A 13,729-nucleotide genomic window follows, 5' to 3' on the forward strand; every position below is an offset into this window, starting at 1 on the left:
CCACTTGCATGTTGATGCACGCGTATGTAGCTTCCGTCAATGAATACCCATTCCTGATCCAGGACGCCTCGTAATCTAAAAAAAATTTATCCCATAATCCCTTGCTTGCCCAGCGATTAAAACGATTGTAAGCAGTTTGCCAAGGACAAAATTCTTGAGGAATATCACGCCATGTGGCGCCTGTACGCAGTTTCCATAAGATCGCTTCCATGATATTTCTACTGTTTTTTGAACAGTAGCAACCATGTAATCGCATAGTATCTTGAATTTGCTGCCAGATATCATCGGTAAGAAGAGTACGTGCCATTGAAAATATAGAAATGAAAATAACTCAAAGGAAGATTTTAAGTATTTAAAACCAATTCTTCAAATGAGGACACGCCCTAGGCTACTGGCTCAATTAGGCTGGTCAGTTTCTGCTGAATCGGCAAATCGATCCGGTGCAGCGTTGACGCCTGCCACAGCACGTCGGCGTAATAATCGGCGAAATATCTTTCCCATGGGGCCACGTGGCAGGTGATCGACAAATTCAATACTGCATGGTAAAAAACCGTAGTGCAGGCGGCTTGCAATAAACTCCTTCAGCCGTTCGGGTGTAAGACCTTTCTTGGCTACTACCATCAAGCGCACTGGTGCTGCCGGGTCATCCAGCTCCTGCACGATGGTACAATCCAGCACATCTTCATGCTGGTATATCTGTTGTTCTATTTCCTGTGGGAACATCAGTTGACCCTTCCACCAGAAAGTATCTGTCTCACGCTCCAGCATGGTAATAAAGCCATCCTCAGAGATGGAAACAAGATCACCGGTTTTAAACCATTCATCATAAGTCATGGCATGCTGGGTGGCCGCAGGCTGATGCCAATAGCCACGCATCACCTGTGGCCCCCTGACCCACAGCTCGCCGGGCTGGTTAAAACCCAGAGGCTTTTGCTTGTTGCTCACCACACACACTTCGGTATTGGGCAGTATTACACCCACTGTTCCCGCACGGATGCGTTGTGGCGGATTAATACTGATCAATGGTGCAGTTTCACTTAAGCCATAGGCTTCGCACAAATAGCGGCCCGTTAATTCACACCATTGTTGTTGCAGCTTACGGCTGGCGAAACTGCCGCCGCACATGTACAATTCCATTTTTTTAACCAAATGGCGAGTGGCATCCTGTTGCAGGATTTGTTCATACAGGTGAGGAATACCTGCCATCAGGTCAAACTGGTGATTTTGCAGATACTTGGCCTTGTGCAACAGCTCTGATGGCCGGGTAAGAACCACATGCGCGCCACCGGACAGCAGCATCAGACAAAAGCTGATCCCGACAATATGCTGCAAGGCAATTGGGCACAAACCGCATTTTTCCGGCGTGACAATGCCATTTAAAATCTGTTTGACCTGCTGATAATTGCTGGACAAATTTCGGTGTGAAAGTGCAGCACCCATCGGAATATCGGTGGTGCCACTGGTGTATTGAATAATCGCCAGATCATCCAGATTTAGGCGTGGCCACTCATAGTGTTTTTTGACGGTTTTTTTAAAAATTTGCCGCAAACGCACATAACGAATAATTGTGTTGTCTTCACGCCACTGTGAAATCCATCTACGCGGTGACAGCCAGGTTTTAATGCGGCCCAGCACATCTAAATAGTCATCGGTGTGCGTGGTAATAATATGGCGAATGCTGGTTTCCAATAGCATTTTTTCAACTTGCGGCAAAAACCCTGGAATAGTAACCAGAATCTTGGCACTGGAATCCTGCAACTGATGCAGGGTATAATCCACTTCCGGCAAAAAATTTAAATTGGCCACCACAAGCTGCGCACGCCATGCGGCCAGTATTGCAATGATATAAGACAGGCTATTGGGCAAATAAAGTGCCACCCGGTCACCTGCCTTAATGGTACTGTCCTCTAAAAACCAGGTAGCCAGTGCATCCACACTAAAAGACAGCTCGGCATAGTTTAACGTGCAGCCATCCATAGTAATGGCCGACGACGTAGGAAACTGGTTAACCATGTCATCAAAATAGTCAAGGAAACTACAGTCCTGCATGGGCATTTTGCGGCCCTGATACAAGCTGTCAAAACTGCTCCACGACTCATGTTCCTGCAACTTGAATTGTTTTAGGTGCTCGGGTTTAGATAATTTTAAATGGTTCAAGACATGAACTTGCTTAGGCATTTGACTGTCATCCCGTTGTGATCAAACTATTGTTTTAATTATTTCTCTAATTTACGTGATTTAGGCTTGCCCTGCCATTTACTTTTGCGGCAGGGCAACAATACTTACAATTTAACAGTAATTACAATTTAGCCGGGTGATCAATCCATTGACTCAAACGGTTTTTATCTTCAATCAGCAATTTTGCAGCCGAGGTCATAGAACCACGGCCCTGAATCTCAAGAACTTTTAGCTCATCACGCCGAAACGCATGACAGGTAATGTGTGGCGCAGTATTGGTATGGTTGCCCAGTTGCTGTAACAAGCTTGTGCTGGCCTTTAGACCATTTAAGGCAATAATAATATCCTGACAGGATAGTCCAGCCTGTGCTGCTGCTGAATCACGTAGTACCTGCTGTACGATTAGGCCCTGCGGATTTTCCTGTACTTTCAGGCCTAGTGGCCACACCTTGTGTTCGATGTGCAGGCTAATGCCAAACTCGGCCAGTAATTGTTGTAAGGGTAACTCAGTTGTGCCCTCTACATAGTTATCAAAAAACTCGGTGAGTGAATGACCCGTTAGCTGCTGGCAAAGTTGCGGCAGGGTTTGCTCATCCACATGCTGGCCATTTTTGGCACGCTGATACAAGGCCTGCATGAGCAAATCCAGATTGCTACCATGCTGTCTTAAAGTTAAATCCAGACACAATGCAACCAATGCACCTTTGTTGTAATAGCTAGTGCCTGCATTATTGGTGTTTTCATCGGGACGGTAATACTTGATCCATGCATCAAAACTGGACTCAGCCACGCTTTGAATCTGGCGGCCCGGATTGCTGAGGTAACGGCTGATCTGATCCCTAAGCAGATCTACATAGGCATTCTGGTCTATAACACCGCTGCGATATAGCATTAGGTCATCATAATAAGAGGTGATTCCCTCAAAAACCCATAACAGCGTGGTGTAGTCTTCCTGATGCAGGTTGGGCTTTACATAATTGTGCGGACGGATAAATTTAACCAGCCATGCATGAAAATATTCATGGCTACACAGCCCTAAAAAGCGCTGGTAATTGACTGAGGGTTTGGCAGGTTCACTAGATTTTGGCAAATCATCCCGTGGGGTAATCAGACTGGTAGAACTTTGATGTTCAAGCCCGCCATAGCTGTTGGCCGTTGCCATCACCATAAACAGGTAATCTTTAAACGGTGCTTCGCCAAACATGCGAATCTGCGCTGCACAGATTTTTTCCAGATCAGCAGCCAGTCGTTTTAGGTCAGTTTGATGACGGCCAGAAATGGCAATCCGGTGCGTGATATTTTCGATGTCAAAAGAAATGCAGGTTTGTTCTGCCAGCTCAAAAGGCTGGTCTATCAGCTCATGATAATTTATGGCATTTAAGATATATGTAGTATTGCTGGCCTCAACAACCGGCATACTGGTTACCAGTTCAAACCGGCTTAAAGTCTTAGGCACATCCAGCTGCAATTGTATGGCACTGTCTTCCTGCCCCTCTACACCAATACAGACAGCTGCCGGATTGACATACAAACGGTCATCATCGGTATAAGCTCCCCGCACCGACAAATCATAGGCGTATACCTGATAGCTGACTTCAATTTCATCAGCTTGCGTATTTTGCAGTTGCCACTGGTTCTTGGTGAGCTTGTGCAGCTTGATTGCTTCACCCGTGCCGACATGCAGCGCCTTAACCGATTCAATATGTTTGGCAAATTCACGGATCAGATAACTGCCGGGAATCCAGGTGGGCAGCCAGATTTTTTGCTGTGCCTGTGCCTTAAACCTGACTTTTACCTGAATCAAATGCTGATAGTACTGCGCAAAAGACAAGGTGTAATAAATCATGGCAACCTGCATACTCTGGGAGAAATTAAAAATAGCCTGACAATGCTGCAATACAAGCTGGCAGACCCTCATCACCCCGATTACAGTGAAAACCATCACCAGCCAAAACACAGCATTCCAGTAAATACCTTACTCCGCCTGATCAAAAAAGGCAAAATTATGACAGTGCAATGCTCAAAAATTAGTCGAGTTGTTTCAAGCTCAAAACATATTAATAAGGCCTAAAAAGTGGCTCGTGTAAATGGTGGGGAAAATTGTCAGACAAATCATGCAGCTTGCTTTAACGCTTATGGCATACTCGAAACAGATCATCCTATTTACTGTTATTGGTGCTATGGCTGAATCAGGCAAGCGTTAACGATTATTCAAGTGCTTAAAATACACACGTAGCACACCTGCCTGATTTCAAGTCGCCCTACTCTTACTCTAAAGCAATGAGACAATGCAGCACGCTTTAAAGCATTTTAAGTCTTAACGAATTTTAAGTTTTATTTTAAGCAGCCTTGAGAGCAGATCAATGAAACAGTTAAACCCAAGCGGACAACCTCACCTGCACCGGATTGTGATTGTTGGCGGTGGTGCAGGCGGCCTTGAACTGGCTACCCGTTTAGGCCAGTCACTCGGCAAGCATGGACAGGCACAAGTAATCCTGATTGATGCGACCCTGACCCATATCTGGAAGCCTTTGCTACATGAAGTGGCTGCCGGAACCATCAATTCCTATGAAGATGAACTCAACTACTTTGCCCATGCCAGCAAGCATCATTTTGAGTTTCATCTAGGCCGCATGTGCGATATTGACCGTGAACAAAAGCAGGTTATTCTTGAGCCGTTAAGTAATGGCGAAAATGTTGTCATTGCTCCGGAACGCCGGGTACGTTATGACACGCTGGTGGTGGCTGTGGGTTCAACCTCCAATGACTTTGGCACCAGAGGCGCACGGGAAAACTGCATTTTTCTGGACGCCCGCCCGCAGGCAGACCGCTTCCAGCGTGAATTTTTAAGCCTTTATTTGCAGGCACAGGCACGCTCGTTGTCTGACCAGAATCCGCAATTTTTAAACATTGCCATTATTGGCGCCGGGGCAACTGGCGTTGAGCTTGCCGCCGAATTGCACCATGCGGCGCACGAGTTACCACGTTACGGCTTAACTAGTATTGATCCCCGCAATGTCAATATTAACCTGATTGAAGCTGCCGAGCGCATCTTACCGGGCCTGCCTCCACAGACTTCCCATACTGCCGAACGTGAACTGAAAAAAATGGGCATTAATGTCATGACCAGCCGGCGTGTGGTGGCCATTACTGAAAATGCTATTGAATGCGATGGGGATATTCAGATTCCAGCAAACCTGAAAGTCTGGTCTGCTGGAATCAAGGCTCCGGATTTTTTAAAGAATATTGCTGGCCTTGAAACCAATCGTATTAATCAACTGGTAGTTGGCCCTAGCCTACAAACCACGCTGGATCCGGATATTTTTGCCATGGGTGACTGTGCCAGCTATATTCCTGAAGGTGAAAGCCGTCCAGTACCGCCACGTGCACAAGTGGCCAACCAGCAATCCATCCTGTTGGCGAAATCAATGAAGGCACGACTAAAAGGCCAGCCGCTTCCACATTTTAAATTTACCGACAAAGGCTCACTGGTGTCTTTAAGCCAGAAGAACAGTGTGGGTAACTTGATGGGTGACATCAACGTACAAGGCATTATTGCCCGCCTGATGTATGTATCACTGTACCGTTTGCATCAGGTCGCCATTCACGGCTTTTTCAAAACAGCGGTGCTGATGACCAAAGACCTTTTGTCCCGCTCATCCGGCCCACGCCTTAAGCTGCATTGATCCGTGTGAATAACTTACAACCCTGTCCTCATTTTAGTGCCTTGATTGTGACTAAAGTGAGGCTGCCTGAAACAGTTAATAAATGAACGATTGCATTAAAAAAACAAAATAACCCGCTAAAACAGGTTATTATTATGCAACTTTTTATTTAAAACGGAAAAATTGACATGGCTGATATTCAAAATGATCAGGTCGTATCATTTCATTATACCCTGACCGATGAAAACGGTACTGTGATTGACAAGTCCGAAGGCCAGCCACTGGTATATCTGCATGGCGCTGGTAATATTATTCCAGGTCTGGAAAATGCGTTAACCGGCAAAAATGTTGGTGACAAACTGAACGTCAATGTTCCTGCTGCTGAAGGCTACGGTGAATATAACGCTGAGATGGTGCAGGAAGTTCCACGCAACATGTTCCAGGGTGTTGATGACATTCAGGCCGGCATGCAGTTTCAGGCTCAAACAGACGATGGCATCCAAATCGTTACTGTTAAAGATGTGAATGACGAAAGCGTTTTTGTTGATGGCAACCATCCACTGGCTGGCCAGAACCTGAATTTCGACGTTGAAATCGTTGATATTCGTCCAGCCACTCAAGAAGAGCTGGATCATGGTCATGTTCATGGTGCTGGTGGTCATCACCACTAAGCACTGCCTAGATCAGCCAAGTTGATTTAGACATTAAAAAGCCGCTTTTTACCTGAATTAAAGCGGCTTTTTTATATCTGGTGTTTATCACAACATGCTGCATTAATTTGCTTATAACTATCGTCTTATAAACCTAATAGCCCTCCAGCAGATTTACCGCTTCACTGTATTGCAGGCGTTCACCCTGCTCCAGCAATTGATTAAAATAGCGTGCCACCACTTGCGCCTGCTCGTGGGTTGATTCCACCTGATACATGGCCTGCCGGAACTCATTACTGGATTTTAAGCCCTTGGTGTACCAGGCAATGTGTTTGCGTGCAATCCGGCAGCCAGAATATTCGCCATAAAAGGCATACAACTCCTGCAAGTGCTCCAGCAGTACATTTTTAACTTCCAGAATATCTGGGGGGGGCAGGAACTCTCCCGTGTCCAGATAATGTGCAATTTCGCGAAATATCCACGGTCTGCCCTGTGCTGCTCGGCCAATCATAATGGCATCGGCACCCGTTTGTTCCAGTACCATTTTGGCTTTTTGCGGGCTGTCAATGTCGCCATTGGCAATTACTGGGATGGTAATTTCCTGCTTGACCTGTGCGATCAACGCATAACGGGCCGCACCTGTATACATATCTTCCCGGGTACGGCCATGGATTGCCAGTGCAGCAATACCTGCCTGCTCTGCACGTCTGGCAACACGCAGGATATTTTCTTCACCATTACAAAAACCAAGCCGGGTTTTTAAGGTGACTGGCACATCAACCGCTGCAACCACCGCATCCAGAATTTCGGCCACCAGACTTTCATTTTGTAATAAAGCTGAACCCGCCAACTTGTTGCACACTTTTTTTGCCGGACATCCCATATTGATATCAACAATTTGCGCCCCATTGGCCACCTGATAACGTGCCGCCTCGGCCATTTGCTGCGCGTCAGAGCCTGCGATCTGTGCTGAAATCGGAGCAATCTCTCCATCAAAATTGGCGCGATACAGGCTTTTTTTATTCATGCGCAAAGTTTTATCTGAGGTCATCATTTCGCTCACCGCATGACCTGCCCCAAAATATTTACATAAGGTTCTGAATGGACGATCAGTAACGCCCGCCATCGGGGCCACAATAAGGTTGTTTTTTAGACGATATGGGCCAATCTGCATAATGAACAATCTGGATTTAAACGGCCTATATCATAGCAATATCTTACTGCAAATAAAAAACCAGCAACAAAACAGCAGGTTTTGTACGGTTGCCGCAAAACTTCTTACAACACAGGCACACAAGAGTGCTTTAGCCCTACATAAAAAATTGTCAGGATACTGAGACTTAAAGATTGGACTTAATGGCTCAGCTTAATGCGCATTTCTTAAAAAGAATGATTTTTAAGGAAACTGATTTTTAAGAAAAGAGTCTGTTAGGTTTCTAACGATGTTTTTAAATCATAATTTTATGGTTTCCATAAACCTGGAGTATAGCAATGTCTGACATCACTAAAATTGCAGAATTAATTCGCGGTATCAAATTTGCCATGGTAACTTTTGTTAACCATGAAGGCCATCTTCACTCTGCACCTATGACCACGCAAGATGAAGAATTTAATGGTACTGTGTGGTTTATTGGGGCCAAGGATTCTGATCTGGTGCGCAGTGTTCCTGGCAATGCACAGGTTAACTTGGGCTATAGCGATCCTGCAGGCCATAATTATGTGTCCATTAATGGCACTGCTGAACTGGTGACTGATCAAGCCAAACTGGATGAACTCTGGAACGATGGTTACAATGCCTTTTTTGAGCAAGGCAAAGAAGACCCGAATATTCAGCTGATTAAAGTAACAAGTAATGGCGCTCAATACTGGGAAGGCTCAGGCCGTGTAGTCAGCATTATTAAAATGGCCAAAGCTGCCATTACAGGTGATACGGCCAAACTGGGCGAAACGAAAGGTGTTAAACTGTAAAATAAAATCATGCGCTTTATTGAGGCATGTTTTTAGAGTCCGGCTGATCCTTGCCGGACTTTTTATTTATTTAAACCTATTCCATGTATGAGCAATTTAAAAGTTGCGATACAAAAATACAGTTAAAGTATTTGGATATAATTGGTTACAAATTCAACTTATGGCATACTGGCGCCTGCCTCGTTTTTTTTGAAATACATCATGTCTACGCGTGTTATTGGCCAAATTACTGGCGCCTTATTAGTTGGCGCATTTGCCCTGTCCGGCTGCCAATCTCAGACTGAAGAAAGTGAAAGCCAGAGCCACATGATTCTGGATACCAAACATATTTATAAACTTATTCCAGCCACCACCAACCGCATGGCCTGGGCCAATGATGTCCACGCCATCATGGATGAGCTGGAAATTGAGCGCAATCTAAGTAATACCTGTTCCATTGTGGCCGTAGTGGATCAGGAATCCAATTTTGTAGCTGATCCCGCTGTGCCCAATTTGGGCAAAAAAGCCGTCAAGGAAATGAATGAGCGCCTTGAAAAAAAGCTGGGTAAAAAAATGGCAGGCTATTTCAATGATATGCTGGCCAAGCAGCCCTCGCCTGACGATAATTTTTTAATGCAGCTTGAGCGCGTAAAAACCGAGCGTGAACTGGACGAACTTTATCGGCAGATGTTTGAGTTTTATACCAGACAATACAAGATTAATCTGGTGACCAGCGCTGCACGTATTATTGCCAGACAGGATATTGAGGAAGCCTTTAATCCCATTACCACTTTAGGCTCCATGCAGGTACATATTAATTATGCCGTTGAAAACTCACGCAGTGGCAGCAACATCCATAAAATCCGTGATGACCTGTATACCCAGTACGGTGGCCTATACTATGGTATTCATCGCTTGATGACCTATCCAACCCACTATGACAAGCCAATTTACCGGTTTGCGGATTATAACTCAGGCATCTATTCCAGCCGCAATGCAGCATTTCAGCAAATGGTGAACAAACTATCAAAGCAGGAACTCAGTCTTGATGGTGACTTGCTGTCCTATAATAAAGATGGCGATGTTATCTCAGAGCCAACAGCCACTGAAACTGCCCTGGCCCAGTTATTTTTGGAAAAAAATATTGCCTTGGATGCCAAGAATATCCGGCGTGACCTAAAAAAAGAAAAGCAGCAGGAATTTGAAGAAACCAAAACTTATCAGCAAGTGGTGGCTTTATACGAGGAAAAAACCAAGAAAGATGCACCGTATGCCATTATGCCGGAAGTGGTTATTTCTGGCCCCAAGCTAAGCCGTGATTACAATACCAACTGGTACGCCAGCAAAGTAAACCAGCGTTACAATCGCTGTGTTAGCCGTGGCAAGCGTCTGGGTTTTAAACTATCCTAATCATGAATAGACTTTACTCACTCATCATAAGCATTTACTTTTATCAGTTAGGAGTTGATGGTTTAAATTCTGGCTGAATATTTCTTATTTCTGTTTATTTATGAATTTAATAATTATTTTAAGGATAAAGCACTTAATAAGTGATTGGATCTTTCCAACCTGTAAGCTATAACTGCACACATAAAAACCTAATTTATAACTAATAGCCATGCCCCAGAACCTTGATGTTGCAAGCCCCATAGATTTACGCCAGATGAGTGATGCCACAGTATAGGCTGATTCTGCCCTGCAAAAACGGCCAGCGCGTACTGATTTTTTTAATAGTTTTAGTACTGACATCCTTTACTATCCAATCTCCAATCCGCGCATTCTGGAACTGGGCTCCGGGCCGGGATTTTTGGCACAGCATGTACTCGATATTATTCCAGCTAGTGAATACGTTGCGCTGGATTTCTCAGCAGCCATGCATCAACTCGCGTAGGAAAGACTGGGAGCCAGTGCTGACAAAGTACAATTTATTGAGTGCAGCTTTAAGGATGACAACTGGACAGCAGGCTTAGGAAAATTTGATGTGATTGTCACCATGCAGGCTGTGCATGAGCTACGCCATAAATGCTATGCGGTTAATTTATTTTAGCAGGTTCAACAGGTTTTAAAAGCAAATGGCATTTTTCTGGTATGTGATCATTATGCAGGTATTGACCCTGATGGTATCCAAGGCATGCACAATGACCAGCTTTATATGACCATTGAAGAACAATATGCTGCGCTACAGCAAGCTGGTTTTAGTCGCATTAACCCGCTTTTATTGCTGCAAGGCATGCTAGTGCATCAGGCTAAACTATAAATTTTAAGGTTTAATAAATTGCCATATGATCACGGTGAATCATTTCGACTGAGCGGTTTTCACCCAGAATTTCATGCACCCGCTCAGAGGGCTGGCCAATCACCTGCCGTGCTGATGCTGAGCTAAAATTTACCCGCCCAACAGCAATACGCTCACCATTTAAGTTCACGCACTCCACCACATCACCACGCTCAAAATGACCTTCAACCTGACGCACGCCAACAGGTAACAAGCTACGGTGTTTTACCTGAATGGCTTCAACCGCACCGTTATCCAGCACCAGACGTCCGGCTGTTTGCAAATGCGCAGCCAGCCATTGCTTACGCGCAGTAATGCGGTCTTCGTCCGCTGTCAGTAGCGTTCCCAAAGCCTCACCCTGAATCAGGCGCAATAGGACATTACTGGTTTGACCGCTGGTGATGAGGGTTGGACAGCCAGACTTTGCCGCCAGCCGTGCAGCACGCACTTTGGTCACCATGCCACCACGTCCCAGCACACCGCCACCACCTGCCATGGCCAGCAAGCTTTCATCCATGGCCCGCACGGTAGATAACAGTGTGGCGCTAGCATCCTTGCGCGGATCACGGTCAAACATGCCTTCCTGATCGGTAAGAATAATCAGCAGGTCTGCACCGACCAGGCTGGCAACCATGGCAGCCAGCGTATCGTTATCACCAAAACGGATTTCATCAGTAGCAACCGTGTCATTTTCATTAATCACCGGCACTACACGCCACTTGATTAAGCGCAGCAAGGCATCACCAGCGTTTAAGTAACGGCGGCGATCAGCCAGGTCATCATGAGTCAGCAAGACCTGAGCAGTTTGAATCTGGTGCTGAACCAGTGCGCCAGCCCATGCCTGAATCAATCCCATTTGCCCAATGGCAGCACAGGCCTGCAAACCCGGCAAATCATCAGGACGGGCGCCAATTTTCATGCGCACCATGCCTTCTGCCACAGCACCGGATGATACTAGAATCACCTCAATGCCCTGTTCATGCAGCAGGGCAACCTGGGCAGCCCAGGCATTAATGGCCTGATGATCCAGCCCCTGCCCATTGGCTGTGAGCAGCGCCGATCCAATTTTTATGACAACGCGTTTACATTGAAGCTGACGCTGACTGCCTTGTTGTAACAACGACATGTATACACTCAAAATCAAATTAACAGGTTTTTTCGTTATCGGACGTAAATATTTTCCATGCCGCCTTCATCAGATTCATCCCAGTCATCATCGTCGTCATCGCCACCTTGACGCGCAGCACGACGGGCTTCCTTGTAGGCTTCCTTGGCAGCCAGTGAATTTTCGCGGGTTTCCTGTTCCAGACGCTCGCGAAACTCTTTTTGCGCCTGTGCAAAATCTGGATCTTCTACTTCCAGCTCGCGCTGCTGCTCGATCTGATCTATCAGGTAGTAGACGATCTGACGTGTGCCTTCACCAGTCAGTCCTGAGCAGCGAAATACTGGTCCAGTCCAGCCAAGCTCAGCTACAATATGGGTACACCATTCATTTTGTGTGTCCTCAGGAATCTGATCCAGTTTGTTGAGTACCAGCACCACAGGTAATTCTGCCAGTGCCGGTGAGAATTTTTTAAGTTCATTTAAAATGGCTTTGGCATTATCTACCGGATCAGAACCATCGACTGGCTGTACATCAATGATATGCAGTAAAATTCGGGTACGTGCCAAATGCTTCAAAAACCGGATACCCAAGCCCGCACCTTCGGCTGCACCGGCAATCAGTCCAGGAATATCAGCCATCACAAATGAACGATGACGGTCAACATCCACCACGCCCAGATTAGGGACTAGCGTGGTAAATGGATAATCTGCCACCTTGGGCTTGGCGGCACTCACCGAACGGATAAAGGTGGATTTGCCTGCATTGGGCATGCCCAGTAAACCCACGTCGGCCAGCACTTTTAGCTCAAGGCGGATTTCACGGCTTTCACCCTGCGACCCTGAGGTACATTGGCGTGGTGAGCGGTTGGTAGATGACTTAAAATGAGTATTGCCCAGTCCGCCCTGACCACCAGAGGCCACCAGCAGGCGCTGCCCGTCTTCAATCATGTCGCCAATCACATCACCACTGGCGACATCAACCACGGTAGTCCCGACAGGTACTTTGAGCACAACATCTGCACCACCACGGCCAGAACAATTAGCACCCTGTCCGTTTTTACCACGTTCGGCACGGAACTTGCGGGTATAACGGTAATCAACCAGTGTATTGGCATCATCATCGGCAACTAAAATAATATCCCCACCCTTGCCGCCATCGCCGCCATCGGGGCCACCAAACGGAATAAACTTTTCACGGCGGAAGCTAGCCACGCCATTGCCACCGTCCCCAGCTTGTACCGAAATTACGGCTTCATCGACAAAGCGCATGACTACATTCTCCACCTGATAAAAAAGCACAATATTATGCCATAGTTTAGGCCTGAGCTGTATAAAAGCTGCTTAAGGTTTTTTGAAGTTGTTTTAGGCTTCTATTCCTAAAGCCGTGTGAGCCAGCTGTAGACACCTGCTCCTGCTACTTTTGATAGTAACCCGTGCTTAGCGGTGCTTCCTGTGGATACAGTTTATCCTGTTGTAATAGCAGTTTTAGGCCCTTGAACACGGTTTGCTGTGTTTCACTGCTTTGCAGTTCAATTAAATTGCCGGATTGCTGCCAGATGCCACTAGATTCCAGATCAACAGTGCCATACATCAAGACAGCCTGATAGTGACCATCAGGGTTTAAAAGTAACTCGGAACCTACTTCGGTAATGCCATTTAAATAATAATGCCCCGGGGCAGCAGCGTTAGCCACATGAGTAAAAAGGTTTAAAGCAATCATTAGAGCTATTGCTTTAACAAACTGATTTAGCATATAAAAATCCAGATTTTTGATGAATTATTTAATTAAGTGAGCAACTAACATAAGCTTAAACTTATCTTGCTTTAGCAATCATCAACCAGTTTTTATTGTAAGTGCACGAATAACACCAGCATAAAAAAACCCAGCCGAAGCCAGGTTTTCCTAACAG

General features: G+C 45.9%; 11 protein-coding genes and 1 pseudogene. 5 read left to right on the forward strand and 7 right to left on the reverse strand.

What is annotated here, in order from left to right; all coding sequences use genetic code 11:
- From E2B99_RS05065 to E2B99_RS05075, 3 genes and pseudogenes are all read right to left on the reverse strand, one after another.
- Positions 1–307, reverse strand: a pseudogene (locus E2B99_RS05065) (transposase); the annotation flags it as partial.
- A gap of 89 nt (positions 308–396) precedes the next feature.
- Positions 397–2,178 (reverse strand): AMP-binding protein, encoded by a 1,782-nt coding sequence (locus tag E2B99_RS05070; protein ID WP_134243881.1) that lies wholly within the window; start codon positions 2,176–2,178, stop codon positions 397–399.
- Positions 2,179–2,299: 121 nt separating this feature from the next.
- On the reverse strand, positions 2,300–4,024 hold the full coding sequence (locus E2B99_RS05075; protein ID WP_134243882.1) for a M61 family metallopeptidase: 1,725 nt from the start codon (positions 4,022–4,024) through the stop codon (positions 2,300–2,302).
- Positions 4,025–4,541: 517 nt separating this feature from the next.
- Here E2B99_RS05075 and E2B99_RS05080 point away from each other — a divergent pair.
- Both E2B99_RS05080 and slyD read left to right on the forward strand, forming a co-directional pair.
- The gene (locus E2B99_RS05080; RefSeq protein ID WP_134243883.1) at positions 4,542–5,864 is read left to right on the forward strand and encodes an NAD(P)/FAD-dependent oxidoreductase; all 1,323 of its coding nucleotides are present in this window, start codon (positions 4,542–4,544) and stop codon (positions 5,862–5,864) included.
- Between the two features lie 167 nt (positions 5,865–6,031).
- On the forward strand, positions 6,032–6,514 hold the full coding sequence (gene slyD, locus E2B99_RS05085; RefSeq protein WP_134243884.1) for a peptidylprolyl isomerase: 483 nt from the start codon (positions 6,032–6,034) through the stop codon (positions 6,512–6,514).
- Between the two features lie 133 nt (positions 6,515–6,647).
- On the opposite strand, the gene dusB is transcribed toward slyD, so the two are convergent.
- Positions 6,648–7,667, reverse strand: a complete 1,020-nt coding sequence (gene dusB, locus E2B99_RS05090; RefSeq protein ID WP_134243885.1) for a tRNA dihydrouridine synthase DusB — start codon at positions 7,665–7,667, stop codon at positions 6,648–6,650.
- Between the two features lie 317 nt (positions 7,668–7,984).
- Here dusB and E2B99_RS05095 point away from each other — a divergent pair, with 317 nt between their 5' ends.
- The 3 genes from E2B99_RS05095 (at position 7,985) to E2B99_RS14985 (ending at position 10,697) form a co-directional block, all read left to right on the forward strand.
- Complete coding sequence (locus tag E2B99_RS05095) at positions 7,985–8,461, forward strand: pyridoxamine 5'-phosphate oxidase family protein (protein ID WP_134243886.1); 477 nt, start codon at positions 7,985–7,987, stop codon at positions 8,459–8,461.
- 201 nt (positions 8,462–8,662) lie between these two features.
- Complete coding sequence (locus E2B99_RS05100) at positions 8,663–9,850, forward strand: DUF1615 family protein (protein WP_134243887.1); 1,188 nt, start codon at positions 8,663–8,665, stop codon at positions 9,848–9,850.
- 721 nt (positions 9,851–10,571) lie between these two features.
- Complete coding sequence (locus tag E2B99_RS14985) at positions 10,572–10,697, forward strand: hypothetical protein (RefSeq protein ID WP_276320930.1); 126 nt, start codon at positions 10,572–10,574, stop codon at positions 10,695–10,697.
- Positions 10,698–10,707: 10 nt separating this feature from the next.
- Here E2B99_RS14985 and proB read toward each other — a convergent pair whose 3' ends face one another.
- The 3 genes from proB to E2B99_RS05120 all read right to left on the reverse strand — a co-directional run bounded on the left by proB (position 10,708) and on the right by E2B99_RS05120 (position 13,572).
- Positions 10,708–11,841 (reverse strand): glutamate 5-kinase, encoded by a 1,134-nt coding sequence (gene proB / locus E2B99_RS05110; RefSeq protein ID WP_134243888.1) that lies wholly within the window; start codon positions 11,839–11,841, stop codon positions 10,708–10,710.
- Between the two features lie 35 nt (positions 11,842–11,876).
- Positions 11,877–13,088, reverse strand: coding sequence for an Obg family GTPase CgtA (gene cgtA / locus E2B99_RS05115; protein WP_134243889.1), 1,212 nt, complete (start codon positions 13,086–13,088; stop codon positions 11,877–11,879).
- 145 nt (positions 13,089–13,233) lie between these two features.
- The gene (locus E2B99_RS05120; RefSeq protein WP_134243890.1) at positions 13,234–13,572 is read right to left on the reverse strand and encodes a hypothetical protein; all 339 of its coding nucleotides are present in this window, start codon (positions 13,570–13,572) and stop codon (positions 13,234–13,236) included.
- Positions 13,573–13,729 lie beyond the last annotated feature (157 nt).

It is taken from the genome of Alkanindiges illinoisensis (genome assembly GCF_004377485.1).
Taxonomy (GTDB): Bacteria; Pseudomonadota; Gammaproteobacteria; order Pseudomonadales; family Moraxellaceae; genus Alkanindiges; species Alkanindiges illinoisensis_A.

Excerpts from the sequence above, each read along its gene's own strand:
- E2B99_RS05095 (WP_134243886.1), top strand. The coding sequence starts at position 7,985 with ATGTCTGACATCACTAAAATTGCAGAATTAATTCGCGGTATCAAATTT.
- dusB (WP_134243885.1), bottom strand. The coding sequence starts at position 7,667 with ATGCAGATTGGCCCATATCGTCTAAAAAACAACCTTATTGTGGCCCCG.
- cgtA (WP_134243889.1), bottom strand. The coding sequence starts at position 13,088 with ATGCGCTTTGTCGATGAAGCCGTAATTTCGGTACAAGCTGGGGACGGT.
- proB (WP_134243888.1), bottom strand. The coding sequence starts at position 11,841 with ATGTCGTTGTTACAACAAGGCAGTCAGCGTCAGCTTCAATGTAAACGC.
- E2B99_RS05075 (WP_134243882.1), bottom strand. The coding sequence starts at position 4,024 with ATGATTTATTACACCTTGTCTTTTGCGCAGTACTATCAGCATTTGATT.
- E2B99_RS05100 (WP_134243887.1), top strand. The coding sequence starts at position 8,663 with ATGTCTACGCGTGTTATTGGCCAAATTACTGGCGCCTTATTAGTTGGC.
- slyD (WP_134243884.1), top strand. The coding sequence starts at position 6,032 with ATGGCTGATATTCAAAATGATCAGGTCGTATCATTTCATTATACCCTG.
- E2B99_RS05070 (WP_134243881.1), bottom strand. The coding sequence starts at position 2,178 with ATGCCTAAGCAAGTTCATGTCTTGAACCATTTAAAATTATCTAAACCC.
- E2B99_RS05080 (WP_134243883.1), top strand. The coding sequence starts at position 4,542 with ATGAAACAGTTAAACCCAAGCGGACAACCTCACCTGCACCGGATTGTG.
- E2B99_RS05120 (WP_134243890.1), bottom strand. The coding sequence starts at position 13,572 with ATGCTAAATCAGTTTGTTAAAGCAATAGCTCTAATGATTGCTTTAAAC.
- E2B99_RS14985 (WP_276320930.1), top strand. The coding sequence starts at position 10,572 with ATGCACAATGACCAGCTTTATATGACCATTGAAGAACAATATGCTGCG.